The following is a 25,781-nucleotide window of genomic DNA, read 5'->3' on the forward strand; positions in this document are numbered from 1 at the left end:
GCCAGCGCAGAAGAGAAGTGGGTGGCGGCGCTCGCACGTGAGGTGGAATTCACAGGGAGGCGGGGAGTAAAATCTCATGAATCTCCCCGTCTCCCCGCCTCCCTGTTCAATTTCTTTTCGTTAAAAATGTGAACAGAATGAGGAGATTTGTCAGGAGGGGCACCTGCAGGAGATCACCGTCGGCGAGGCCTTCGCGGTGCCCCCCGCGGAGGCCCGCGGCGCGTCACTTCGGCCTGATCTCCGTGAGGACGAGCAGGTACTCCGGCGGGTTGTTCGGCGACAGCTTGGCGTACGGGTTCTCCTTGGTGGGGAAGCCGGTGAAGCGCTTCGTGCTGTACTCGCCCCAGGACGGGTTCTTGAAGAGCGGGATCACCGGCGCGTTCTGCGCGTAGAGCACCTGCACCTCGTCCAGGATGCGCTTCTGCTCCGCTGACTCCGTCGCTGCCTCGAACTGCTGGAACAGCTTGTCGGCCTCCTTGTCGCCGTAGCGGTGCCAGTTGCGCGCGCTCGCCTCGCCGACGGGCTTCACGAGCTCCGCGGACATGAGATCTCGATAGTAGTTGTAGGGCGTGGGCTCGACGGTGGTCCACCCCATCGACATGTCGAACGTGCCCTTCTGGAGCGCCTCGAAGAACGCGCTGAAATCGTACGCCTTGAGCGAGGCGTCGATGCCGAGCTGCTTGAGGTTCTGCGTCATGATCTGGACCGCGCGGACCCAGTCGGACCAGCCGGTGATGACGTTGATCTCGAAGCGCATGGGCTTGCCGTCCTTCACCCGGATCCCGTCCGGGCCCGGCGCGTACCCGGCCTCGTCGAGGAGCTGCTTCGCCCTCGCCACGTCGAGCTTCACCCAGTCGCCCGCCGCCACGGCCTTCGGGTTGCGCCAGCGCTCGTAGGAGTCGTCGAGCCCCGTCGCGTCCGCCGGCTGGGTGTAGTCGTTGGACGCGATCTTCACGATCTGCGCCCGATCGATGCCCATGCTGATCGCCTTGCGCACGCGCACGTCGTCGAACGGCTTCTTCGTGCTGTTCGGGTAGAGTGTGGCCATGCCGCCGACGAGCGGGAACCAGTAATGGTGGTTCGCCGGGTCCTTGGCGACATAGACCTTCTCGATCTCGGGGACGAACGCGCCCGCCCAGTCGACCTCGCCGTTGATGATCGCCAGGTTGACCTGGTCGTTGCCCGGATACGCCGGGAAGCGGAGCCCATCGACGGCCGGCTTCCCCTTCTGCCAGTAGTTCGGGTTCCTCCCGAGCTCGTACACCTGGTTCTGGAAGGTCTTGATCTCGGTGAACGGCCCCGTCGCCACGGGGTTCTCGTTCGCGTACGTGACCGGATCGGCAACATCCTTCCATTTGTGCTCCGGCACGATCGGCTGGTGGCCGATGTAGCTGAGCCCCGGGACGTACGGCCGCTTCAACGCGAACTCCACCGTCGTGTCGTCCGTCGCCTTCACGGACTCGACGAACTTCCACACCCCGAGAGATCGAGCGCGGCGTGCTTCTTCAGGAGCTCGAACGTGAACACGACGTCCTTCGCCGAGAATGCTTGTCCATCCGACCACTGGACGCCGGAGCGGGTCGTGAAGGTGAGCCTCTTGTTCCCGTCGCTCCACGCGTATTTCGTGGCGAGCCACGGCGTGTACTCGCCCTTCATCGTGTTGAAGATGAGCATCGGCTCGTAGATGCCGGCGAGCGTCGGGAATCGCACGCTCCCCTCGGCGAGCAGGGGGTTGAAGCTCCGCACCCAGGAAGCCTGCTGCTCCCTCGAGATCGTGACCATCGAGGCGCCGTTCGCCGCAGGCTTCGACGCGGACGCCGCCGACCCCTCCGGAGCGCCACGCGCCGCCTCGGCTTTCTCCTTGGAAGAACAGCCCGCGGCGGCGCTGGCGGAAAGCATCAGCGCCGATAGAAAGAAGATGCGACGCGACATAAGTCCAGTCTTCATGACAAGCCTCTCCGCGCGGGCGACGCCGAGTCCCCGCGACGCTCCATCTCCGTGACAGCGCCCGGCGCCGCCGCCCGGCAGACAAGGGACGACGGACGGCCGCGCGAGGTCCTCCATGCCGCGCTCGGCATGGCATGGAACACTTTACCGGTTAAGTCATGTGGGTGTCAACGCGCAGACGTGGCCTGGTCGAGCAGGTCGCGGGCCCGCGCGCGCCGGAGCCGGAGCCGGACAGGCACAGGCGAGCAGGGGGCTCACCCGCGCGTGGTGCTCGCTGATTCCGGATCTCCTCCTTCATGCTTCATGTCGCAGAGGAGGCGCTGCTCGAAAGTTAACCATGTTGACAAACCATCGTTGAAAACGATAGAGGTCGTAGTGTTGTCCTGAACTTGAAATCGATTCACTTCCCCTCTGCCAAGGAGCTCCTCCCATGAGATCGAATCCGCTGATGAACAAGCCCTGGAGCGCTCATCTCGGCTCGGCGCTGGCGCTGATCGTCGCTCCCCTGGCGCTGGGCTGCGTGAGCGAGATGGGCGATGAGGGCGACGGGACCCTGGACGAGCCCGTCGGGGAGGCCCAGGCGGCGATCGGCTGGTCGGGGCACAGCTGGGGATGCGGCGGGAGCTGCGACCTCAACCTGGGGACGGACGTCGACCGGACGTGCTTCCTCGCAGGCGTCTGGGGCAAGCTCGGGGCCAGCTCTCAGGCCGCGGTGCGCGTACAGCGGTCTGGCGGCGACTGGATCCTCGAGGTCGATGCCGCCAGCGGCCAGAACCTGGGCGCCAACGCCGTGTGCGTCAACACGGCGGAGAACAGGACGGGTCAATACACCTGGACCTGGGGACCGGGGGAGGGCCTGCCGACGAGCATGGGATTCGGAACGTCGTCACGGCGGTGCTTCCTCACGCAGGTGATCAGCAACGGCGCGTTCAGGTTCAACAACTGGATCACGGACTACGCGAGGGTGCGCAAGGATGCCTCGGGCGAATGGTTCCTCGAGGGCGTCAGCACCACGGGCGTGGATACCCCGGTGACGGCCACGGTGAAGGCCATCTGCGTGGACGTGCCGCAAAACTACGGCGCATGGCAGTGGCTCGCCGGCAACAACCATCGCATCGATCCTCTGGCGAGCAATTCGGTCGGCGGGGTGGCGTGCGGCATGACAGGGCTGGGCGGGCCCTTCACGTCGAACAACTGGACCGATGGCGCCTGGCTCGAGTACAATCCAACGACGCTCGACTGGGAGCAGCACACCGTCAACAACAAGACGGCCTGGTCTCAGTGCGTCCGGTGACCGGCACGGCGGCTCGACGGAGGAATGCCGTGCAGGGCCCGGATCCGGGGCTCGGCGGCGCCGCAGCCTCCGCGTGTGCGGTCGCCGGCGGGGGCGAGCGTGCCCCGCGCCTCCACGCCCACGCGGCGGCTCGGCGTCTTCACGGCACCTCTCGGACGCGCGCTGTGATGTAATGGGCCGTGTCCACCCCCAGGGCAGCGGCTGCCCAGGGGGATAACCCGCGGTGAGCCCTTGAGCGCCTCTCCTCCCAAAGCGACGATCGCCGTCCTCGAGCGGAACCGCGTCGTCGGCCAGCGCATCGCCCGCGCGATGTCCGCTGCCTCCGGCCTGCAGGAAGTCCCCGTCGCCAGCGATCCCGCCGAGCTGCGCGCCCGGCTGTCCGAGCGACCCCTCCTGCTCGGCTGCGACGCCGCCGATCTCGACCTCGCGCTCGAGTGGGTGGCCGAGCGATACCCCAGCATGCACCTGCTCGTGTGGACCTCGGGCAGCACCGACGCGATCCTCCACGCCGCCCTGAAGGAGCCCCGCCTCTCCAGCATCGTCGGCTGGCCGAGCTTCGCCTCCATGCCGCGGCCCTGGGAGATCGCCCTCGCCGTCCGCCGCATCCTCAAGCCGCTCGCCCTGCCGCCTCGGCTCTCCGACCTGCTCTCCTGGGGCGCCACCATCGTGAAATGGCGCCCCCGCACGAGCGACGACCGCGACCGCACCGTCGCCGAGGTCGCGCACTGGGCCGAGCGCTCGGGCGCCCCCGCGCGGGTCGCCGAGCGGATCGCCTCGCTCGCGCACGAGCTGCTCATGAACGCGATGTACGACGCGCCCGTCGACCGCCGCGGCCGGCCCCGCTACGCGCACGACAGGCGGCGCGACCTCGTGCTCGAGGAGAACGAGATCCCCACCCTGCGCCTCGGCACCGACGGCGCGTACCTCGCCCTCCAGGCCCACGATCCGTTCGGCGGCCTCCGGCGACACCACGTCTTCGAGGGCATCACCCGCGGCCTGAGCGCCCGCGGCGCCGACTCGACGAGCGCCCCCGTGCTCGACACCTCGGGCGGCGGCGCCGGGCTCGGCATGCTCAAGATCTACGCGGCCGGCGCCGTGCTGGTCGTCGACGTCTCGCCCATGGCCTCGACCATGGTCACGTCCTTCTGGGACCTCGACGTCAACCCGCGCGAGTTCCGCTCGCTCCCGGCGTCCCTCCACTTCTTCGAGCGCTCCACGCCGGCGATCGAGACGCTGGAGCGGACCGGGTGGTGACGCCCGCGCTCGCCGCGCGCGGCGCGAGAGGACGGCGAGCCAGCCGAGGCGGGCGCCATGGCTGAGATCGATCCGCTCCTCGCTCGGCAGCTCAGGCGCCTCGGGCTCGAGGACCTCGACGCGCCGCCCGACAAGGAGACCTGGCACAAGGTGGTCGCGCGCATCAGCGAGCACTACCGCCACGTCGCCGACGATCGGAGCCTGCTCACCCGCTCGCTCGACCTCTCCACGAACGAGATGGGCGCGCTGCACCGGCAGCTCCTGGCCGAGCGGGACCGCCTGCGCAGCGTCGTCGTGGCCATCGGGGACGCGCTGACCATCTTCCACGACGCCGCGAGCTCGCAGGTCGAGCCGTCGCGGCCGATCGAGGTCGGCTCGACGATCTCCACGGCCAAGCGGCGCTTCGCGTCGAAGCTCGGCGAGCTCTTCTCCCTGAGCGGCGCGGCGCCCGGCGGCGCGACCCAGGGCGCGCCTGGCAGCGCGACCCAGGACGCCGCAGGCGCGAGCGGCTCGGACGAGGCCATCAACGAGGTCCGCGTGCAGCTGGTCGCGCTCGGGGACCGGCTGGTGCAGCTGCTCTACGACACGGCGGAGAAGGCGTCGCTGAAGAAGCAGCTCGAGGTCGCGCGCGCCGTCCAGCAGATGCTCGTGCCGAGCGAAAACGTCATCGAGCGGCCCTCCCTGCGGCTCGCCAGTCACTTCCAGCCCGCGGCGGAGTGCGGCGGCGACTGGTGGACGTTCCACGACCTGCCGGACGGCAGGCTGCTCACCGTCGTCGGCGACGTGACAGGGCACGGCATCTCGTCCGCCATCATCACGGGGGCGGCGAAGGCCGCCTGCGACGTCGTGCGCACGTTCGCGCGCGAGGCGATCAGCCCGGCGCAGCTGCTGCGGGTCATGAACTGCTCGATCTTCGAGGCGGGGCAGCAGAAGTTCCTGATGACGTGCGCGGCGTGCATCTTCGACCCCGGCGCCGGCTCGATGACCCTCGCGAACGCCGGGCACCCGTTCCCCTACCTGGTCAGGAACAACGCGATCCGGCAGCTCGCCGCGCAGGGCGAGCCGCTCGGGGCGGCGAGCTCGGCCGAGTACACGTCGAGCACCATCGCCCTGGAGGGCGGCGACGCGCTCCTCTGGTTCACCGACGGCGTGACCGAGTGCGAGAACGAGTCGAGCGAGCAGTTCAGCGAGAAGCGGCTGCGATCGCTCTTCCAGAGCGTGGCCGCCTGCCCGCCCGAGGAGGCGAGGGACGCGATCGTCGAGGCGGTGTCCAGGTTCCGCGGCGAGCGCGCCCTCGACGACGACGTGACGCTCGTCGTGGCCCGCGTGTCGTGAGGATTTTGTAGAGGGCCAGGGGATACGAGCGAGCTCGACCGCCGCATCATGGCGCCCGCCCCGTCACGTCCCGGCGCCCGCCGTCGCCCGCGTGCTGTAGCCTGAGAGCGCGGAGCTCCATGATCCTCGAGACCTTCCACTACGATCGGGACACCAAGAAGTGGTCCGTGCGGGTGCTGCCGGTGCTCGACAGCGAGCGGACGCTGGTGCTGGCGTTCGGGGCGCCGGAGCTCCTCGACGATCCCGGGGCGATCCGCGAGCTGCGGCGGGCGTACCCGCGGTCGCACGTGGTGGGGTGCTCGAGCGCGGGGGAGATCGCGGGCACGTCGGTGCGCGACGGGACGCTGACGGTGGCGGTGGCGCGGTTCGAGCGGACGACGCTGGCGACGGCGCAGGTGGAGGTGGCGAGCGCGTCCGCGTCGTTCGCCGCGGGGCAGGCGCTGGCGCGCAAGCTGGAGCGGCCGGGGCTGCGCGGGGTGCTGGTGCTGTCGGAGGGGCTCGGGGTGAACGGCAGCCAGCTGGTGCGCGGGCTGAACGCGGTGCTGCCGGAGTCGGTGGTGGTGACCGGGGGCCTGTCCGGGGACGGGACGCAGTTCAAGCGGACGTGGGTGTGCGCGGGGGACGTGGTGCGCAGCGGGCTCGTGGCCGCCGTGGGGCTGTACGGCGAGCACGTGGTCATCCAGCACGGGTCGAAGGGGGGCTGGGACAAGTTCGGGCCGGAGCGCGTGGTGACCCGCTCGGAGGGCAACGTGCTCTACGAGGTCGACGGCCGCCCGGCGCTCTCGCTGTACAAGGAGTACCTCGGGGACAAGGCGGCAGAGCTGCCGGCGTCGGCGCTCCTGTTCCCGCTGGCGTTGCGCGCGACGGCGCAGGACGAGAAGGCGCTCGTGCGGACGGTGCTGGCGGTGGACCACGACGCGCAGTCGCTGACGTTCGCGGGGGACGTGCCGAGAGGGCACCTGGTGCAGCTGATGAAGGCGGACTTCGAGCGGCTGATCGGGGGCGCGGAGCAGGCGGCGAGGGCGGCGAGCGAGGCGGGAAGGGCGGGCGGGGACAGCGCGCTGGCGATCGCGATCAGCTGCGTGGGGCGCCGGATCGTGCTGGGCGACCGGACCGAGGAAGAGGTCGAGGCGGTGGCGGACGTGCTGCCGAAGGGCACGCAGGTGACGGGGTTCTACTCGTACGGCGAGATCTCGCCGTACGCGACCGGCCACTGCGACCTGCACAACCAGACCATGACGCTCACCGTCCTCTCCGAGGCGCCCACGCCGCTCGCCAGGAGCGAAGGCCCGCGGGAGCGAAGGCCGCGCGCCGCGAAGCGGGCGCCGGCCGTGGCGGCGCGCGTCGTCGCGCAGCCGGCCGGCGGGATGGCGGAGTTCGAGGAGCTCGAGATCGCGTCGGACTCGACCTTCACGTCCGAGACCGCCTTCGACGCGCCGGCATCGGCGTCGGGCGCGACGCCCGGACCGTCGCCGCTGTCCCCGGGGCCCGAGGGCGAGGAGCCGCGGCCGACCATCCGCGTGCCGCCGCCGAACGGCCGCAGGGCGTCGCGCCCGCACAGCGCCGAGCCCGCCTCGGGGCCGGTCTCGTCGGGGCACAGCCCCACCACCGTGGACCGGCCGCCGCCCGCCGCCTGGGCGCACCGCGCCGCGCCGACGCGGAGCGTGCCGCCCGCCGGCGCCGCCGGCCGCCTCGACAGCCTCGCGTTCGATCAGCGCACGATCGGCGACGTGCTCGTCGTCCGGCTCGCCGGGCGCATGACCGAGGCGTTCAAGGGGGCGGCGCTCGCGCGGGAGCTCGAGGGCAAGGTCCTGCTCGACCTCGCCGGCGTCGAGCGGATCACGTCGTTCGGCGTCCGCGAGTGGCTCCAGATGATCCACGCGGCCCAGCCGCGCCTCCGCGCCCTCTACCTCGCGCGCTGCTCCGAGCCGGTCATCAACCAGCTCAGCATGATCCGGCGGTTCGCCGGCAACGGGCGGGTCGTCTCGTTCTATGCGCCGTACTGCTGCGAGTCGTGCGGCGCCCAGTTCGAGCGCCTCGTCGACTGCGCCCACGACGCGGCCTCGCTCGCCGAGGGCAAGCCGCCCGACGCGGTGTGCCCCCGCTGCGAAGGCGCCGGCGCCTTCGACGACGACGCGGAGACGTATTTCGGGTTCGTCGCCCAGCACGGCGTCGGCGCGATCCCGAAGGAGGTGCGCGAGATCCTCCTCGAGCTCGAGCGGGCCGACGAGCCCGCCGTCGGCGACGTGGTGGAGAAGTCCGTCGAGGGGCGCGTCACCCGCTTCAAGGTGGGCAGCAAGCTGACCGCGACGATCCGCTGGAGCCGCATCATCGACGGCCTCGAGGGCCAGGTCGTCTTCGACCTGAGCAACGTCCCCGCGGTCACCGCCGACGGCGCGGCGCGCTTCGAGTCGGCGCTCCGCAAGCTCGACGGCGCCGTCGAGGCGATCCGCATCGAGGGCTGTCCCCGGCTGCTCGCCGAGCGCACGGCGGGCCCCTCGTGGCCCGAGCTCGCGCGGATCGAGTCCGCGGTCATCGAGGGCCGCTGCGCGTCCTGCAGCGCGACCCGCGCGGTGCTCGTCGAGGTCGATCGGCACGCCCCCCTGCTCCGCGGCGGCCAGGACCCGAGCGTCACCTGCAAGCGCTGCAACACGCCGCTCGCCTTCGACGGCTCCCGCTCGCTGCTCTACGTCCTCGGCGCCCACGCGGCGCGCGTCCCCTCGGTCCCGCCGCCGCCCGCCCTGCCTGCGGCGATCCCGCAGCAGCAGCCGGCCGCGGCGCCCGAGGCGCAGCAGCACGGCGCGGGCGCCGCCGCGCCGCAGCAGCGGGGCGCGGGCGGCAACGCGGCGTTCCTCGCGCTGCTCGGCGGGGTGGCGCTCGCGGCCGCCGGCTTCGCGGCGTGGCGCGGCGGCGTCGGCCCCGCCGCGGCGCCAGCGGCCTCGGCGCCCGCTGCTTCGGCAGCGCCCGCGGCCTCGGCGGCGCCAGCGGCCTCGGCCCCTGCGGCCTCGGCAGCACCCGCGGGCGAGGCGCGCGCGCCGGCGCCGCCCGCGAGCGGCCCCGGCACGGCGGGCTGGTCGGTCATGGACGACCTCCCGCCCGCGTGGGTGGAGCGGCCGTTCGTCGTCGAGGGCGAGAGCGTGCTCGTCGTCGGCCGCGGCGGCCCCGCGGCCAGCGAGTCGGGCGCGCTCGCGGCGGCGCGCAACGGCGCGATCGAGCGCCTCACGTCCGGCCTCGCCGCGGAGCTCGCGGGCTCTCCCGCGGCCGAGCTCCTCGTCGCGCAGCCGCTGGCCGATGCCGGGGCGGCGCAGCGCGCGGAGGTCGTCGAGCGCATCGCCGGGCGCTTCCTTGCGCAGGTCGGCGCGTTCGCGACGCCCGAGCGCGTCGATGCCGTCGTGCGGCGGGAAGGCGACGGCGTGCTCGCCTTCGCGCGGTACAGGCTGTCCCGGCAGAGCTTCGACGCGGCCGTGGAGCTCTACCGCCAGACCGCCACGTTCCAGGGGCTCACCGTGGCGCGCTTCTTCCCGCAGCTCGAGGCGCGGGTACGCACCTCCGGCGAGCTCGTCGTCGTCGCGGCGGAGCGCCCGCGGCGCGGCGCGGATCCAGGGGTCGTCGCGGGGGACGTCGTGCTCTCGGTCAACGATCGCCCCGTCCATTCGGTCGAGATCTTCGGGAAGGCCGCGGCGGACGCGTGGGCGCGCGCGCCGGCCGGTGGTACGATGACCCTCCAGATCGAGTCGCGCGGTGAGCGCCGCAGCGTGAGCTTCGCGAAATCCCAGGCCGAAGGCCCTCGATGAGCACCATGACCGCCCGCCGCGCTCCTGGAGAAGTGACGCCGCCGGCCCGCGCGATGGAGGCGGTCGAATGACCGAGCGCCACGCCGCCGGCCCCATGAGCGTCGGCTCGCGCCACCCCACCACGCTCGGCAGGTACAGCCTGATCAAGAAGATCGGCATGGGCGGCATGGCCGAGATCTGGGTGGCCTCCGTCGCGGGCATCTCGGGCGTGAGGAAGATCTGCGTGGTCAAGCGCATCCTCCCGCACCTCGTCGACAGCCCCGAGTTCGTGCGGATGTTCCTCGACGAGGCGCGCATCGCCGCCACCCTGGACCACCCGAACCTCGTCCAGATGTACGACATCGAGGACGTCGACGGCGTGCCGGTCATCGCGATGGAGTACCTCCACGGCGAGGATCTCAGGACCGTCCGGAAGGCGCTCCGGTCGGCGAACCGGCGGATGCCGATCGAGCACGCGATCACCATCGCGGCGGGCGTCGCGGCCGGGCTCCACTACGCGCACGAGAAGGTCGGCTTCGACGGCAAGCCGCTCGACATCGTCCACCGCGACGTGTCCCCGCACAACGTCATCGTCACCTACGACGGGGCCGTGAAGATCCTCGACTTCGGGATCGCGAAGGCGGCGAACCGCGTCAACGAGACGCGCGACGGCGCGCTCAAGGGCAAGGTCCCGTACATGTCGCCCGAGCAGTGCACGAGCGAGCACCTCGATCGCCGGAGCGACATCTACTCGGTCGGCCTGCTGCTCTACGAGATGTCGACGGGGAGCCGGATGTTCCGGCGCGGCGCCACCGAGTTCGAGCTGATGCGGGCGATCGTGGAGGACCCCGTGCTGCCGCCGAGCGAGGTCTGCGCCGACTACCCGCCGGGGCTGGAGCGCATCCTGCTCAAGTGCCTGGAGCGGGATCGGGAGAAGCGGTACGCGACCGCGAGGGATCTCCAGATCGACCTCGAGGCGTTCGCCCGGGAGGAGCGGCTCGCCACCTCGGCGCTCGCCCTGTCGTCGTTCATGTCGGAGCTGTTCGGCCAGCGCGTGGAGGTGTGGCGGGGCTCGCTCGCCTCGGGAACGGACCTCGAATCGCACATCGTCGAGAAGCAGGAGACGAACCAGAACGAGGACTCCTTCGCGGGCGCGCTCGACGCCGTGGGCGCGGCGCCGCAGGCCGCCGAGACCGGCCGCCCCGGCGGGGTCGCCACGAAGCTTTCGGCGCCGCTCTTCGCGGCGTCGCGGCCCGACGCCGCGGGGGATCTGGACACGCCGCCGCGCTCCAGGAGGCTCCCCGCGCTGTCGCTCGCGGACGCCGGCGCCGGCGTGGAGGGCGCGGAGCCCGAGGGGGCGCCCGGGCACGGGCCGCGGGCCCTCACGGTGACCAAGCGGAGGCTGGGCAGCCTGCTGATCGTCTCGCTGTCGGGGCGGATGACCGAGGAGCTCCAGGGCCTCGCTGTCGCGCGCGGCATCTCCGGCCGCGTGCTCTTCGATCTGGGCGGGGTGCAGCGGGTCACGTCGTTCGGCGTGCGCGAGTGGATGGCGATGCTGGCCGAGGTGTCGCGGAGCGCGTCCGAGATCTACATCGGCCGCTGCACCGAGCCGATCGTGAACCAGATCAGCATGATCCGCCGCTTCTTCGGGGACGGGCGCGTCGTGTCGTTCTACGGCCCGTACCGGTGCGAGCGCTGCGGCGCCGCCTTCGACCGGCTGTTCGACTGCGACAGGGACGCGCACCTCGTCAGGACGCACGAGCCGCCCGTGAGCCCCTGCCCGCGCTGCGGCGCGGCGGCGGTGTTCGACGACGACGCCGAGAGCTACTTCGCGTTCGCGGCGATCCACGCGGGGATCGATCTGCCGGAGGACGTGCGGGCCGCGCTCGACGAGCTCGCGCGGCTCGACGCGGGGACCCACGAGGCGATCGAGAAGACGGTCGACGAGCGCGGGACGCGCATCCGCGTGCGCTGCAAGCTCGACGCGCACGTCCGGTGGAAGCGCGCGCTCGACGGGATCGAGGGGGCGCTGGTGCTCGATCTCGCGGGCGCGGCGGGGGTGACGTCCGAGGGCGCGAGGGCGCTCGCGCTGTCGCTCCGCGCGCTGGGCGGCGAGGTGACGTCGATCCAGATCGAGGGCTGTCCCGTGGTGCTGCTCGAGCACCTCGCCGCCGAGAGCCCCCCGCTGCGAGCGGAGGTGGTCTCGGCGATCGTCGAGGGCACCTGCGAGCGGTGCAACGCGCCCCGGCAGACGCTGCTCGACGTGAAGGAGGCCGCGCACGCCGCCCGCGAGGACCGGGAGCCGTACGTGCCGTGCAAGCGGTGCAACGCGCCGCTCGCGTTCCCGTGGCTCCGGCCGGCGCTGAAGCGCCTCGGCGCCGCGCCGGAGCCGGCGCCCACGCTCGCCGGAGCGCCCGAGCCGGCGACGAAGCGCTCTGCCGCGGGGGGGCACGTGACGGCGGCGGGGGCGGGCGCAGGGGCAGCGGCGCCCGCAGGCGCAGCGGCGCTGGCGGGGGCGGGCGCAGGCGGAGCGGCCCTGGCGGGGGCGCCCGCAGGGGCAGCGGCGCCCGCGGGCGCAGCGGCGCCGGCGGGGGCGTCTCCGCCGGCCACGGCCGTCTCGGCGGCCGGCGGCTCCAGCTCGCGCGGGGTGCTCGCGGCGTTCGCGGCGGGAGCGCTGCTCGTCCTCGCCGTGGCCTTCGCCTACCAGAGCCGGGGACGCCCGCGCACCGCCGCCGGGGCGGACCCGCCGCCCGCGCCGAGCTCGGGGTGGCGCGCGGCGCCGCCGGCCGAGGAGAGCCCTCCGTGGATGGACCGGCCGTTCACCGCCGAGGGCGACGCGATCTTCGTGGTCGGCGAGGGCTCGGGCCCCAGCCGAGAGGCGGCGCTCGCGGTCGCGCGCGCCGACGCGATCTCCCGGCTCGCGAGCAACGTCGTGCCGGCGCTCGCGGGGTCGCAGGCGTACGGCTTCATCCAGGCGCACGGCGGCGGCGCGCGCCGCGCCGGCATGGCGGAGGCCGAGGCGAGCCGCTACCTGAAGCAGGTCGGCGCGTTCGCCACCCCCGAGCGCGTCGACGCGCGCTTCCAGGAGCGCGACGGCGCGGTGGCGGCCGTCGCGCGCTACCGCATGCGCAAGGAGAGCTTCGACGCCGCCGTGCAGAGCTACCGGAGGACGGTCAGCGCGCTCGGGCTGACCGTGGCCCCCCTCTTCCCGCTGCTCGAAGGCGCCCTGAAGACGAGCGGAGACGCCGTCGTGGTCGCCGTGGAAGACCGCGGCCCCGCCGCGGCCGCGGGCGTCCGCGTCGGCGACGCGGTGGTCGCGATCAACGGCCGGCCGCTCGTCAGCTTTGAAGCGATGCGTCATGCGCTGCCGAGCGCCCAGGAGGGCGCCACCCTCGAGCTCACGCTCGAGGCGGGCGGCGCGCGGCGGACGATCGCGATCAAGAGGCCGAGCGGGGCGCGGGAAGGAGGCTGAGCCAGGGCGGGCCGCGCCGTCGTGGCGCGCTCCCCGCGAGCGCCGCGGCGCGCGTGAGGGCGTCCGCGACATCACGCGGCGCCAGCGCGCGAACGTCGCGCCGGCCAGCCGAGGGCGCAGACGGCCAGGTGCGCGTCGCTTCCTCGGCATCGGCTGTCCGGCCGGCGATCGGCTGCGCTATGCTGGCTGCCGCGGCGCGGCGCTCTCGGTCGGAGGTTTCGAACATGCGCGGCCTGGAAGAGATCGAAGGGCTGGAGGTCGGGACCCTGATCGCCGGCAAGTACCGCGTGGACCGGCTGCTCGACAAGGGCGCGATGGGCGCCGTCGTCGCCGCGACCCACGTCGATCTCGACGAGCTCCGGGCGATCAAGGTGCTGCTGCCGGCCACCGCGGCCGATCCGGAGATGTGCGGGCGCTTCCTGCAGGAGGCGCGGATCGCGTCGCGGCTCAGGAGCGAGCACGCGGTCAAGGTGCACGACGTCGGGCGGCTCGAGAGCGGGCTGCCGTACATGGTGATGGAGTTCCTCGACGGCCGCGATCTCCGGGTCATCCGCAAGCAGCGGGGCCCGCTGCCGGTGGAGGAGGCGACGCTCTACGTCCTCCAAGCCTGCGACGCGCTCGCGGAGGCGCACGCGCTCGGGCTCGTGCACCGCGACGTGAAGCCGGCCAACCTCTTCCTGACGCACACCCGCGAGGGGACGCCGTGCATCAAGGTGCTCGACTTCGGCGTCTCCAAGGTGTCGCAGGCGGCGCTCCTCGGCGTCGCCGAGATGCGGACGAGCACGGGCCAGATGCTGGGGACGCCCCACTACATGCCCCCCGAGCAGATGCGCGGGCAGCGCGACGTCGACGCGCGCGCGGACATCTGGGCGGTCGGGTCGCTCCTCTACGTGCTGCTCACCGGCCGGTATCCCATGCACGCGCGCTCCGTCCAGACAGTGTCGCTCGTGCTCGGGGGCAAGTTCGTGCCGGAGCTGCCGTCGAAGGTCTGCCGCGGGCTCTCGCCGGACATCGATCCGATCATCATGCGGTGCCTCGAGCGGGATCGCGACAAGCGCTGGCCCGACCTGGCGGAGCTCACGCTGGCGCTCCGCCCGTTCGCGCCGCCCGCGGCGCAGCCGCTCGTCGACCGCATCCAGCGCATGCTGCGCGGGGGCATGCGCGACTCGCTGTCCGGGGTGCGCCCCGGCGTGGACGGCGTCGACGCGGGGGAGCGCGGCTCGATCCCCACCACCATGGGCTCCGGCCCATCCACCGGCGGAATGGCGATCGAGCTTCGCCCGGAGCTGCCACCTCCCGTGTTCCACGCGGCTCCCGAGGAGGCGGATCCGGCGGAGCGGAGCGAGGCCATCACGGTCTCGGACCGCTCGCGCGCCCGGGCGGAGACCGACCTGGTGGAGCGGAGCGAGGCGGCGACGGTCTCGGACCGCCCGCGCGCCCCCGCGGAGGCGGATCCGGCGGAGCGGAGCGAGGCCATCACGGTCTCGGAGCGCCCCCGCGCCCGGGCGGAGGCCAGCCCTGCGGAGCGGAGCGAGGCGGCGACGGTCTCGGGCCGCCCGCGCGCCCCTGCGGAGGCGGATCCGGCGGAGCGGAGCGAGGCCGTCGCGGTCCCGGGCCACGCGGGCGTCCGGGCGGCGGCCGGCTCGGACCGGCCGCAGCCCCGGGTGGAAGCCGGCCGTGTCGGGCTCGGCGCGGCCGGCCCAGCTCCGGAGAGGGCGCGCGTCGAGGAGGACGCCGACGAGACGACGCTCGCGGACACGCTCCGGCGGCTGCGCTCGCCCTTCAGGGCGGGCTTCGTCCTGGCGGCGGTGGCGGCGGCGATCGTCGTCGCGCTGCTGGCCAGCGGAACGCGGCCCGAGGAGCGGCCGCCGGGCTCCAGCGCTTCCGGGCCCCCGGGGGGGAAGGGCGTTCCGGTCAGCGCTCCGCCCCGGTGACACCGGAGAGGGAGACTCCCGCCCTGCGGGCGCTCGGGGAGAGGCCCTCTCGGGACAGGCGGTGAGGTGGAGTCGACATGTCGTGAGCGCGGAGCGGCGGGCCGCGCCGCGCGCGCGTCACTTGCCCTGCGAGATGACGCCGCAGCCGATGCGGCCACCGGCGTTGCCGGCGGGCTGGCCGCCGTCATCCGCCTTCTCGTGGACGATGATGGCGCGGCCGAGGAAGGTGTTCGGAGCGCCCTGCTTGAGATTCGCGCCCGTGGCGATGATCTCATGGGTGCCGGTCCCATCGGCCTTGACCTCGATATTGCCGAGATCGCCGAGGTGGCGGGCCGCGGCGTCGGGGAGGCCGTGAGGGTGGTTCTCGGGGTTGTAGTGCGCGCCCGCGCTCTTCGCGTCCGGCGCGCTGCAATCGCCGGTCTCGTGCACGTGGACGGCGATCTTGCCCTTGGGAGCGCCCGAGACCTGGACGGCGACCTTCACGCCGCCCTCGACCTCGGTGAAGGTCGCGGTGCCCTTGAGCTTCGACTTGGTCCGCGCCTCGATGGGCACCGAGACGCTCACCGGCGGCGCAGGCGGCGCGGCCGGCGGCGCAGCGGCCTCCGGCGCCGCGGCGCCCGCCGGCGGGCTGGCCTCGGGCGGCGCGGCCGCGGGCGGCTCCGGCGCAGGCTGCGGCTGGGCGGGGACGTCGGGGACCGCAGGGGCCGGCTCGGGCGCGCCGCCACAAGCGGTGGCGCCCAGGACGAACGAGGCAAGCAGCGAGAGACGATAGGCCGGTTTCATCACAGCGGAGACCTCCAGGTTCGTGAGGCGTTGGACCTCCGCCGTCTCGTAGAGCGGTCCTGGCGAGCGATCAATCGGCGAACCCGACATTCGTCAGGTGCGCCGGCTCGAGGCGCGCTGGCGCGCGGCCAACCCCGCTCCCGCCGGCCCCGGCGCCGCGGGCAGCGCGCGCCCGACCCCTGGACAGAGAAGATCAACGAGGCGCGGAGTCCGCCTCCGCGCCTCGCCGAGCTCAGCGGCGCGCGCTCACTGCGCGGGCGGGCAGCCGATGGGCGCGGTGCCGATCACGACGTCATCGATCCACATCGAGCGGGCGGAATCCGCCTGATAGGACTCCCAGCCGAGGCCGATGCTGTCGAACGCCGGCGCCTTCCACGTGTAGTTCGCCTCGTTGTTGGCGCAGCCCTGGCCCGTCCCGGACACCTTGAGATCGGCCAGCTCCGCGCCATTGAGCCAGAAGCGCATCTCGTTCTTCGGCCCGTCGAAGCTGAACTCGACGCAGGTCCACGCGCCGGTCGGGACCACCGTCGTCTCCTCCGCGTGGTGCCAGCAGTCCGTCTGCGGGCCAGTCTTCGGGTCGCTCCAGTACCCGGGCGTATCGTAGTTCGCCATGAGCTGGCTGCCCGCCGTGACCGGGTGCTGCCCGCCGTAGCGATACTGTGCCGCGTAGGGCATTCCCTCGAAATCGCTGCCAGGGATGGTCCCTGAACCGTCGATGATCGTCCAGTGCACATCCCCCGTCGGCGCAGCCTCGAGGAAGAACATCATGCGACCATGGATGACGTTCGCGTCGGTGGGCAGGGCGTCGGTGTCCGCGAACTTGATCATGGCCGACTTGTAGTTGTTGTCTCCGGTGCTCGCGGGCGTGGTCACCTTGATGGACTTGGCGCCGCTGTAATGCTTCGTCGTGTCGACCGACACGGTGGAGCCCGCCATGGCCGTGTAGACCGTCCACGCGCCCATCTTCTCGCCGTTCGCGCCCTCGCCCTCGTACGACTCGAAGTCGTCGCAGAGCAGCGCCGCACAGGCCGGGCCGCCGCCGGTCCCGCCGCCCTCGCCGGCGCCGCCGCCGCCCGTGGCGCCGCTGCTGGAGGCGCTGCCGCCCTCGCCGGCGCCGCCGCCGCCGGTCGCGCCGCCGCTGGTGGCGCCGCCGCCCGTGCCGGTGGTCGAGGACGTCGACGACGTCGCGCCACCATCGTCATCCGAGCACGCAACCGCGCCCGCCGCAAAGGTCGCGAGCAGGCCAAGCAAAGTAACGCTAATTCGAAGATTCATGTTCGTTTCCATCCTCCGCGGCGACTATTGCACGAGGTCATCGCGTGATTCAAGAACGAACGTTTTCGGCAGATCGCACGATCCAGGCGCTGGAACTCGAATGGCCCCGGCGGTGCGGGGCAACACGAAAATGCCAGGGAGCAGCCTTGAAGAGCCAGCCTATCGGGCCGGGAGCGAGCGTGAGCGATCAACCGCCGTCCGCCCCGCTCCCCTCCGCGCCCGAGAGCATCGCCTCCGGCGAGATCGCATAGAGCCTCTCCTCTCCCTGCTTTCCCCGGATCCGCACCAGCGCGGGCATCGCTTCTCCAGGGCTCCCGGCCGCGGTGAACGTCGCCTCATCCATCAGCAGGCCGCCGGCCTTTGCCTGCGCCTGAATCCGAAACGCTGTGTTCACACGATCGCCGATGATGGTGAACTCCCGCCTGCCGCTCGACCCGATGCTCGCCAAAAGGACGGGCCCTGTCGAGAGCCCGAGCCGCGTCGGGAAGGCGGGCCGGCCCTGGGAGCGCTGGTGTTCGTTGAAGGCCGCGATGCTCTGCTGCATCCGCTGCGCCGCCGCGAGCGCGTCACTTGCGCCCCGGAAGAACGCGAGCATGCCGTCGCCAACGTACTTGTCGACCTCGCCCGCGTGGTCGTAGACGATCTGCGCCACCGTGGCCATGTAGAGGCTGAGATCCGCGAGCAGCGGCCCGGGATCCTCGCTCTCCGAGAGCCGCACGAACTCCTCGATGTCGCTGACCAGCACCGTCAGCACCTCGCGCGCCGGCGGGCTCGGCCGGTTCGACGACACGCTCTCCTCGATGCTCTCCCACGCCCGGTCGGACAGGTAACCGCGCAGCGCCGCCTGCATCTGGCGCACCTGCGCGTAGCGCTCCTCGAGCTCCCTCCGCTGCCGCTCAAGCTCCCGGCGCTGCCGGTGCAAGAGCAGCTGCGTCCCCACCCTGGCGAGCACCTCGCGCAGCTCGAACGGCTTCGTGACGTAATCGACGCCGCCCGCGTCGAACGCCATCACCTTGTCGCCGATGCCCGTCATCGCGCTCAGGAAGATGACCGGGATGTCCGCCGTCCCGGGATCCCCCTTGAGCCGGCGGCACACCTCGTAGCCGTCCATGTGGGGCATGCTCACGTCGAGCAGGATGAGGTCCGGAGGCGCCGCCGCCGCCGACATCAGCGCCATGGCGCCGCTGATCGCCGCCCGCACCTCGTAGCCCTGCGCCGTCAGCATCGAGGTCAGGAGCGACAGGTTCGCCGGCATGTCGTCCACGATCAGGATGCTCGGGGGCTCTTCCCTGGGGCGCTCCGGCCGCGCGCCCGGGGCCGCCCCGCGGGGGGCTGGCTTTGCGTCGGTGTCCGTCATGACGGCTCCTCCTCGTCGGCGCTCGATAGCGCCAAGATGCTGTCGAAGCGATACCCCCGCGCGAGCTCGGCCACAGCCCCCGCGAGGTCCGCGTCCTCCGGCCGGAACCGATCGAGCGTCGCCTGGACGGCCTTCGCGTCGAGCCGCGTCGCCGCCCGCCGGAGGTCCTTGCGGAGCGCGGCGGGCAGCCCGGCCGCCGCCCGGGCGAGGTCGACGGCCGCCGCCCCCTGGGCAGCGCCGGGCTCGGCGGCGCGCTCCTCGTACTCGAAGCGGGCCCCGAGGTGCTTGGTCAGGAGGCCGAGGATGTCCGCGTCGCGGAACGGCTTGCTCACGAAGTCGTCGCACCCCGCCTCCGCCGCGAGCGCCCGGTTCTGCTCGAACGCGCTCGCGGTCATCGCCACGACGACCGTCTCGTGCCCCCGCGCGCTCGCCTTGATGCGGCTCGCCGCCTCGTAGCCGTCGAGCAGCGGCATGCGGAGGTCGAGCAGGACGAGGTGCGGCGCCCACGTCTCCCACTGCGCCACGGCGCCGAGCCCGTTCGTCGCGCTGCGCGCCTCGACGCCCACCGAGTCGAGCAGCTTGAGCAGGCAGTGGCGCACGTCCCACCGGTCGTCGACGACGAGCACGCGGTACCTCGGCTGGCCCGGCGAGAGCCCCACGGCCCGGAGCGCCCGCGGCGTCGCGCCGCCGGCGCGCGCGTCGGGCGCGTCGGCCAGCGACAGGCGCACGTCGAAGCGGAGCGTCGTCCCGCGGCCGACCTGGCTCTCCACCCGGATGTCGCCCCCCATCATCCGCACGATGCGCCGGCTGATGTGCAGGCCGAGGCCCGTGCCCTCGCGCGACTGGCGCCCGGTCGCGGTCTGCGCGAACGCCTCGAAGAGCTGCGCGAGCTCCGCCTTGGCCATGCCCCGGCCGGTGTCCGTCACCTCGAACGACACCCGCACCCGCCCCGTCGCCGCGCCGTCGTGCGCGCCGCCCTCACGCACGCCGGCAGAGCGCCGCGCCGAGGCGCGCAGCGTGACCGACCCGCGCGGCGTGAACTTCAGCGCGTTGCCGAGCAGGTTGATCAGCACCTGCCGCAGCTTCCCTTCATCCCCGCTGACGTGCCGCGGAACGTCCTGCTCCCGCTCGACCGTGAGCGTGAGGCCCCGCTTCTGGGCCTCGACCGCGAACATCTCCGAGAGCCCCGAGAGCGTGTCGTGGAGGTCGAACTCGGCGTCGACGAGCGTCATGCGGCCGGCCTCGATCTTCGCCATCTCGAGGATGTCGTTGACCAGGCCGAGCAGGTGCTCGCCGCTCTTGCAGATGACCGCGAGGTTCTCGCGGTGCCGGTCGGCGAGCGAGGGGTCGCGCTCCACGAGCTGCGCGAAGCCGAGGATCGAGTTGAGCGGGGTCCTGAGCTCGTGGCTCATGTTGGCGAGGAACGCGCTCTTCGACCGGCTCGCGGTCATGGCCTCGTCCCTCGCCCTGCGCGCCTCCTCCTCGGCCCGCCGCGCCTCGGCGAGCTCCTCGCCGAGCCGCTGCTCCGAGGCGCGGCTGGCCGCGAGCTCCTCCGCCTTCCGCTCGAGCTCGCGCTCGCGCGCATGGAGCCGCCGCCGGAGCGCCCAGAGGGCGACCAGAAGGAGGGTCCCGACGACCACGGAGGCGGAGATCCCGACGACCTGCATTCGATGTGCCCCACCCGCCTCCTGCGCGGCGGGAAAGACCGGAGCGCCGATCCCGTCGGAAGGCACCGATCAGGTTACAGGAGTTCGGGGCAGCCCGTGGGGGCCCGATCGGGCGCGCCGCGCGGCTTTTGGCGATGGAGCGGCGCGCTCGTCAGGCAGACCACGGAATCGACGGAGCCGCGCCGCGGCAGCGCGACGCGGCGGTCGGTTCTCCCCAGCGCGTCCACGCGCTGCTCCCCAGCGCGGGTTCACGCGTCATGGCGCGCCGCCGTCCGGCTTCGCTCGCTGCGGGGGGGCGACAACCTCATCAGTCGGCGGCGGGGCGGCGGCTCCGCGCGACGGCACGCCTGCGTCTCCGCGCGGCGGCGGGGCGGCGTCTCCGCGCGGCGGCGGCGCGCTGGCACCTGCGTGCGGCGGCGCGTCGCTGTCTGCCTGGGCGGGCGGCCGCCTGGGCGGGAGCGCGGGCTGGCGGAGGCCGCGCAGCGAGGCGAGCCGATCGACGAGGGCGCCGGCCTCCTCGGCCGACAGCTTGACGCGCGCGTGAAGCGCCTTGCCCTCGGCCGCGATCGCGATGCGCTCGAGCACGGCGCCGAAGCCGATGAGCCGCGTCGCGAAGTCCGCCGCGCGCGTGTCTCGCGCCGCGCGCAGCTCCGCGCCGAGCGCCTCGCAGGGGGCCTCCGCGTCGCAGAGGACGGCGGCGTGGACGGCGATCTCCGGGCCGAGCGCGACGCTGGCGCCGCCGGAGAGCAGGGACGCCGCGGGCGATCGGCCGGAGCCGCTCAGCGCGAGCTCGCGCCCGATCTCGGCGCGCTGCTCGGGCGTGAGCACCACCGTGACGCGCGCCGCCCCCTCGCCCACGGCGCGGGCGATGTCGTCGTGCGCGGCGCTCGCGCCGACGCTCCCGGCGCGGCCTTCGGCGGTGTCGATCATGGCGCGCAGGTACGCGCCCCCGCCGAGCAGGATCGGCCCCCCGGGGCGCACGGCGATCTCGCCGTGGCCCTCGGCGCTCGAGTCCCGCACCGCGCGGAAGCTGCCGATCCCGGAGACGACCGGCCGCCCGCCGCGGGCCTCGATGACCTTGGAGGCGCACGCGAGCAGCGCCTCGTCCTGCACGGCGCCGGCCGCGACCAGCCCGAAGTCGCCGCCCTCGCCCGCCGCCGGGATGGCGATCGCGACCTCGGTCAACGCGGCCACCGGGTCGAAGCCGCACACGTCGCGCACCTTGCCGAGCCCCGGGATCTCCCGCTCCTCGCGCAGGAACGAGGCGAACGCGGGAGAGGCGCGCAGCGCCGGGAGATCGAGCGTCGCGACGAGCATCGCGCCCGCGGGCACGGCGTCGAGCGCGCGCGGCGCGGCGGCGGGGGGGCTCTCCCGCCGGCGGCCGAGGAGCCAGGCGACGCCGCCGCCGAGCAGGACCCCGACGAGCAGGAGGACGAGGCCGTCTCTGGTCCGCGGCTGCACGCGCGACCCGTTAGCACACGGCCGCGGCGGACGCCCCGGCGCCCGCGCCTCGGCGGGGCGGAGGACGGCGCTGCGCCAGGGCGCGCCCGTGCGTGGCGGCTGCGCGCCTGGCGTTTGCGGCTGCGCGCCCCCGCGCCGCGGCTACGCGCCCTTGCGCGGCGGCGGCGACCAGCGCGTCCCGCGGACGAGATCGAACACGGGCACGGTCACGTTGAAATTCCAGCGCTTCATGAGCCGGGGATCATGGTGCCTGCGGTGGTGCTCGCGGAGCCGCGCGAGCCCCGGGATCCGGTACACCGGGCTGTCCGCCGGCAGGTGATACGCGAGGTGCAGCCACTCGTAGCTGACGAAGAACGCCATCGCCGTCGCGAGCCCGAGCAGCGCCGCGTCCGGCGAGAGCAGGGCGCCCGCCGCCGCGGCGAGCGGCAGCAACGAGGCGAGGACCAGGAGCGCCGAGGCGGGCGGCGTCAGCACCAGCCAGAGCTCGCGCGCGCTCCGCAGCGCCATGTCGTCGGCGGTGAAGGCGAGGTGGTGCTCGCGCTCGTGGCGCTCGCACAGCGCGCCGAGCAGCGGCGCCCGCCGGTGCAGCACCGACCTGTGCGCCCACCACTCGAAGGCGAAGCCGAGCAGCAGCGTCGCCGGCACCGCGAGGAGCTCGACGGCATCGACGGCGTCGAGGAGGCGCACCGACGCTGCCAGCACGAGCGCGCCGAGCAGCGTGGGCGCCGCGAGGTGGAGCGCAGGGCGGTACCCGCGCGGGATCCGCGCCGCGATCTCCTCGCGCCGCCGCGCCCGCGGCCGCGCCGGCTCGTTCACGACCATCGAAAACTATGAATTCTAAAAAAACAGAACGCAAGCGCCGGCAAGGCCGCCGGCGAGGGGGCGCGCTCAGCTTTCCTGGCGTTCTTCCTGCTGCTCCGCCTGTTCCGCGCCGTCCGCGGGCGCGCCGCCGTCCGTCGCGGGCGCCTCCCGCTCGAACAGCCCGCCGATGGCCTCGCCGATGCGGCCGATCTTCGCGGCGAGCAGCACGACGAGGAGCAGGAAGGCCGTCAGGGCGATCTCGTTGTGGGAAGCGCCGAGCACCATGCGTCGACGTCTACCACGCGGCGCCCACAGCGGGGGGCGCCGCCGCGTCGCCGTACGTGAGCGCGGCGACGCGGCGGCGCCGGCCTCGCGCTCGCGGAGGTGATGTCGGCCGGGCGCTCCCAGCGCGGCAGGGGTGGAGACCTCGCCGCGCAGGCGGGGCGGTCGTGGAGGGAGCTGCGCTGCGCGGCGGGAACGCGAGCGGGCCGCGATCGCGTTTGACAGCCCGCCGACGACCGTCGAGAGTCCAGTCGATGCGGGCCCCTGGGCGCTGCTCCGCCGGGCCGCCGCCACAAGATGACCGCCGTGTCCGAGCCCCGCGACGACTACGAAGCAGTGCAGGCGCGCCCGCGCGAAGGCGCCATCCTGCTGGCCGACGCGTCGGCGGACGGGGAGGCGATCGGCGCGGCGCTGCGGGGCCGGGGCTTCGAGGTGATCGCGGCGCCGATCGCCGAGCTCGACGCGCGCCTCGCGAGCGACGCGCCGCGCGTCGTGATCGTCGACATCGACGAGCCCGGCGCGATCGAGGCGCTCGAGCGCCTCTACCTGCGGCCGGGCGGCGTCGCCGCGTCCGTGCTCCTCGTGGGGGATCCGGTCCGCTCGGCGGAGCTCGATCCCCAGCTGTTCGGGCAGGTGTTCGAGCGCCCGGTCGACACCGCCGAGCTGGCCGCGCACGTGAGCGCGGTCGCCGAGCCCGGGCGGTACCGCGGGGAGCACGCCGTCGAGGCGCGCCTCGCGGCGGGCCTGCCGGGGCCGCTCGACCACGACGTCCCGTCGAACCCCGACTTCTCGAGCGATCTCGACCCGCTCGACGTCGGCTCGGTGCTGCCGCCCCCGGAGGAGGACGGCGACGAGGTCGGTCCGCGCCTCCTGCCCGCGCGGATCAGCCCGGAGCTCGAGGAGATCCTCGTCGCCGCCGAGCAGCGGGTCACGGCGAAGGCGCACCCCTCGAGCATCCCGGCGGCCGAGGAGGAGGTCGACCTGATGCTGTCGTCGGAGCTGCTCTCCGCCCTCGACGAGCCCCTCGATCCGGAGGACGACGAGCCGCGGACCGGCGCGAGCGCGGCCGTCGCGCCGGTGCCCGCCGGATCGCCCTCGCAGTCGAGGACGAGCGACGGCCCGTACGGCGTCGCGCTCGCGCCGCAGCCGGCGGCCACCCGCGCCGAGCACACGGGGCCCGGCGACTCCCTCGTCGAGCTCGCGGAGCCGGGCGACGAGCACGAGGACGACCGCGACGCCGAGCCCGCGTTCGACGGGGCGCACGCGACGAAGCGCGCGGGCCCCGAGCTCGCGGCGCTCTCGCTCGACAGGGAGGCGCACCCGTACGGCAGGGAGGAGCGCGATCACGGCGGTCCCGCGCGCCGGAGCGGCGGCCGCGACGCCGCGCCGCCGACCCCGCGCGACGCGGGCCGGCCCTACGCCTTCGCGTCGCCGCCGCCGCGCCCCGAGCCCGCGTGGGATCGGTCGCCCTCGCCATCGCCCGCGCCGCGAGAGGAGCCCGCGTGGGACCGCGCCGGCCCTGCGCGCGGCGGCGAGGACGTCGACTGGGCGCGCGCTCCGTCGGGCCGCGTCGAGCCGAGCTTGCGCCAGCGCATCACCGAGCCGCCGCCCCGGTCGCGCGATGCCCGCGACGCCCGCGCGCCTGGCTTCTCGCCGCCGTCTCCGGGCGTCGCGTTCGTGTCGCCTCCCTCGCTCGAGGTGAAGACCGCGCTGCTGTCGCCGGTCGGCAGGGCCGAGCCCGAGCCGCTGCCGCCCGCGCCGTCCCAGGCCCGCTCCGCCCCGGCGGGGCGCGCCCTGGCGCCTCCTGGCGGGCCCGTCCCGGCGAGCGCGGGCGCCGGCTCGCTCGGGCGCGGCCTCCTGGCGCCGAGCCCGTCTGCCGGGCCGAGCACGGCCGCGTTCGGCCGCGGGCACCTGCCAGCTCCGCCGTCCATGGCCATCTCCGGCGCGGCCCTGCGTGGGCCTGCGCCGCCTGCGCTGCCGCTGGTGCCGCCCGCGCCCGCCACAGTCACCGCGGCCGGGCTCGGCCGCGCCATGGCGCCCGAGCCGATCGACGAGGCGCCGAGCTCCGGCGGGGCGTCCTCGGCCACGGTGCTCGGCCCGGGCGACGCGCCGCGCGCGCTGGCCCGCGCGGTGGGCAGCCGCTCCTCCGGCGCACTCGCGATCACGACCGAGGAGGGCGCGCGGCGCATCGTCCTGCACGAGGGCGATCTCGTCACCGCCGGCTCGAGCATCCCCGAGGAGACGCTGCTCGCCTTCCTGGTCGGGCGCGGCGACCTCGAGCGCGAGGTCGCCGCGCGGCTCGCGGGCAAGCTCCCCGCCTCGGGCCGGCACGCCGGCGCGGCGCTCATCGCGCACGGCCACCTCGGCCAGGACGACCTCTGGCCGGTGCTGCGCGCGCACGCCGAGTGGGTCATCGGCCACGTGGTGCTCGTCGAGGCCGGCACGTGCGACCTCGAGCCCGAGCCGCCGGGCCGCCTCAAGGCGGAGCCGAACGTCTTCGGCGGCGCCACCGGCGCCGAGGTCTTCGTCGAGACGATCCGCCGCGTGATCGCCCCCGAGGTCGCCCTGCGCCGCCTCGGCGGCCCGGGGGCGCGCCTCGACGACGGCGTCCGGCGCAACCTGCTCGGCGAGTGCGCGCTGCGGCGCGAGGAGGAGGAGCTCGTGCGCACCGCGCGCGGGCGCAGCGTCGGCGAGCTCGTGAGCGTGGCGGAGCCCGAGAACGCGAGCGTGCTCTACGCGCTCGTGTGCCTGGAGGTGCTCGACGTCCTCATCCCGCCGTCGATCACCGAGGCGCCGCCCCCGCCGGTGGAGGATCCGCTCGACGAGGAGGCGATCCGGCAGCGCGTGCGCGCGCGGCTCGCGCTGGTGGAGGACGGGGACTATTTCTCGATCCTCGGCATCCCGCGCGACGCGACGAACTACGAGATCCGCCGCGCGTACCTCGCGCTGAGGAAGGCCTTCGAGCCGTCCACCCTGCTCACCGCCGCGACCGTGGACCTGCTCGACGACGTGCGGCTCGTCATCGAGGTGCTCGACGAGGCCTACGAGATCCTGCGCGAGCCGCACAGGCGCGAGCGGTACCGGCGGGCGATCGAGGCGGGGCCGCCGTAGCGGGGACCGGGGCGGCGCGCGCTCCGTACGGCGCG

14 protein-coding genes and 1 pseudogene are annotated in these 25,781 nt (G+C 73.8%); 7 read left to right on the top strand and 8 right to left on the bottom strand.

Going from position 1 to position 25,781, the window contains the following annotated elements:
• Window positions 1-223 precede the first annotated feature (223 nt).
• Window positions 224-1,932: pseudogene (locus WME97_RS45250) on the bottom strand (ABC transporter substrate-binding protein).
• A 445-nt stretch (window positions 1,933-2,377) separates the two neighbouring features.
• On the opposite strand from WME97_RS45250, the gene WME97_RS45255 reads away from it, so the two are divergent.
• From WME97_RS45255 to WME97_RS45280, 6 genes are all read left to right on the top strand, one after another.
• Window positions 2,378-3,241, top strand: a complete 864-nt coding sequence (locus WME97_RS45255) for a hypothetical protein (protein ID WP_437547293.1) — start codon at window positions 2,378-2,380, stop codon at window positions 3,239-3,241.
• A gap of 231 nt (window positions 3,242-3,472) precedes the next feature.
• A complete protein-coding gene (locus WME97_RS45260) occupies window positions 3,473-4,495 on the top strand; it encodes a hypothetical protein (RefSeq protein ID WP_437547294.1) in 1,023 nt (340 codons plus the stop codon).
• A gap of 57 nt (window positions 4,496-4,552) precedes the next feature.
• Window positions 4,553-5,830, top strand: a complete 1,278-nt coding sequence (locus tag WME97_RS45265; RefSeq protein ID WP_437547295.1) for a PP2C family protein-serine/threonine phosphatase — start codon at window positions 4,553-4,555, stop codon at window positions 5,828-5,830.
• A gap of 119 nt (window positions 5,831-5,949) precedes the next feature.
• The gene (locus WME97_RS45270) at window positions 5,950-9,624 is read left to right on the top strand and encodes an FIST N-terminal domain-containing protein (RefSeq protein ID WP_437547296.1); all 3,675 of its coding nucleotides are present in this window, start codon (window positions 5,950-5,952) and stop codon (window positions 9,622-9,624) included.
• A gap of 67 nt (window positions 9,625-9,691) precedes the next feature.
• Entirely contained in the window at window positions 9,692-13,075 is a 3,384-nt protein-coding gene (locus WME97_RS45275; protein WP_437547297.1) for a protein kinase domain-containing protein, read from the top strand.
• 224 nt (window positions 13,076-13,299) lie between these two features.
• On the top strand, window positions 13,300-15,009 hold the full coding sequence (locus tag WME97_RS45280; protein ID WP_437547298.1) for a protein kinase domain-containing protein: 1,710 nt from the start codon (window positions 13,300-13,302) through the stop codon (window positions 15,007-15,009).
• Between the two features lie 117 nt (window positions 15,010-15,126).
• Here the strand turns inward: WME97_RS45280 and WME97_RS45285 are convergent, their stop codons facing one another.
• The 7 genes from WME97_RS45285 to WME97_RS45315 form a co-directional block, all read right to left on the bottom strand.
• The gene (locus WME97_RS45285; RefSeq protein ID WP_437547299.1) at window positions 15,127-15,792 is read right to left on the bottom strand and encodes a superoxide dismutase family protein; all 666 of its coding nucleotides are present in this window, start codon (window positions 15,790-15,792) and stop codon (window positions 15,127-15,129) included.
• Window positions 15,793-16,038: 246 nt separating this feature from the next.
• Window positions 16,039-17,067: a hypothetical protein gene (locus WME97_RS45290; RefSeq protein WP_437547300.1), complete on the bottom strand. Its 1,029-nt coding sequence runs from the start codon at window positions 17,065-17,067 to the stop codon at window positions 16,039-16,041.
• A 187-nt stretch (window positions 17,068-17,254) separates the two neighbouring features.
• Window positions 17,255-18,424, bottom strand: coding sequence for a response regulator (locus WME97_RS45295; protein WP_437547301.1), 1,170 nt, complete (start codon window positions 18,422-18,424; stop codon window positions 17,255-17,257).
• The gene (locus WME97_RS45300; protein ID WP_437547302.1) at window positions 18,421-20,157 is read right to left on the bottom strand and encodes an ATP-binding protein; all 1,737 of its coding nucleotides are present in this window, start codon (window positions 20,155-20,157) and stop codon (window positions 18,421-18,423) included. Before WME97_RS45300 ends, WME97_RS45295 begins: the two co-directional genes overlap by 4 nt.
• A gap of 189 nt (window positions 20,158-20,346) precedes the next feature.
• Window positions 20,347-21,552, bottom strand: a complete 1,206-nt coding sequence (locus WME97_RS45305) for a hypothetical protein (RefSeq protein WP_437547303.1) — start codon at window positions 21,550-21,552, stop codon at window positions 20,347-20,349.
• Window positions 21,553-21,693: 141 nt separating this feature from the next.
• The gene (locus WME97_RS45310) at window positions 21,694-22,374 is read right to left on the bottom strand and encodes a sterol desaturase family protein (protein ID WP_437547304.1); all 681 of its coding nucleotides are present in this window, start codon (window positions 22,372-22,374) and stop codon (window positions 21,694-21,696) included.
• A gap of 66 nt (window positions 22,375-22,440) precedes the next feature.
• Entirely contained in the window at window positions 22,441-22,638 is a 198-nt protein-coding gene (locus WME97_RS45315; protein ID WP_437547305.1) for a hypothetical protein, read from the bottom strand.
• Between the two features lie 303 nt (window positions 22,639-22,941).
• Between WME97_RS45315 and WME97_RS45320 the strand changes: the two genes are divergently transcribed.
• Window positions 22,942-25,746 carry a DUF4388 domain-containing protein gene (locus WME97_RS45320; RefSeq protein ID WP_437547306.1) on the top strand — a complete coding sequence of 935 codons (2,805 nt, stop codon included), beginning with the start codon at window positions 22,942-22,944 and terminating at the stop codon, window positions 25,744-25,746.
• Window positions 25,747-25,781: the final 35 nt, after the last annotated feature.

The sequence above is a fragment of the Sorangium sp. So ce367 genome (genome assembly GCF_051520455.1).
Taxonomy (GTDB): Bacteria; Myxococcota_A; Polyangia; order Polyangiales; family Polyangiaceae; genus Sorangium; species Sorangium cellulosum_B.

Bases quoted from the DNA above. Each gene is read 5' to 3' on its own strand.
- WME97_RS45255 (WP_437547293.1), top strand. From the start codon at position 2,378: ATGAGATCGAATCCGCTGATGAACAAGCCCTGGAGCGCTCATCTCGGC.
- WME97_RS45265 (WP_437547295.1), top strand. From the start codon at position 4,553: ATGGCTGAGATCGATCCGCTCCTCGCTCGGCAGCTCAGGCGCCTCGGG.
- WME97_RS45270 (WP_437547296.1), top strand. From the start codon at position 5,950: ATGATCCTCGAGACCTTCCACTACGATCGGGACACCAAGAAGTGGTCC.
- WME97_RS45275 (WP_437547297.1), top strand. From the start codon at position 9,692: ATGACCGAGCGCCACGCCGCCGGCCCCATGAGCGTCGGCTCGCGCCAC.
- WME97_RS45280 (WP_437547298.1), top strand. From the start codon at position 13,300: ATGCGCGGCCTGGAAGAGATCGAAGGGCTGGAGGTCGGGACCCTGATC.
- WME97_RS45285 (WP_437547299.1), bottom strand. From the start codon at position 15,792: ATGAAACCGGCCTATCGTCTCTCGCTGCTTGCCTCGTTCGTCCTGGGC.
- WME97_RS45290 (WP_437547300.1), bottom strand. From the start codon at position 17,067: ATGAATCTTCGAATTAGCGTTACTTTGCTTGGCCTGCTCGCGACCTTT.
- WME97_RS45295 (WP_437547301.1), bottom strand. From the start codon at position 18,424: ATGACGGACACCGACGCAAAGCCAGCCCCCCGCGGGGCGGCCCCGGGC.
- WME97_RS45310 (WP_437547304.1), bottom strand. From the start codon at position 22,374: ATGGTCGTGAACGAGCCGGCGCGGCCGCGGGCGCGGCGGCGCGAGGAG.
- WME97_RS45315 (WP_437547305.1), bottom strand. From the start codon at position 22,638: ATGGTGCTCGGCGCTTCCCACAACGAGATCGCCCTGACGGCCTTCCTG.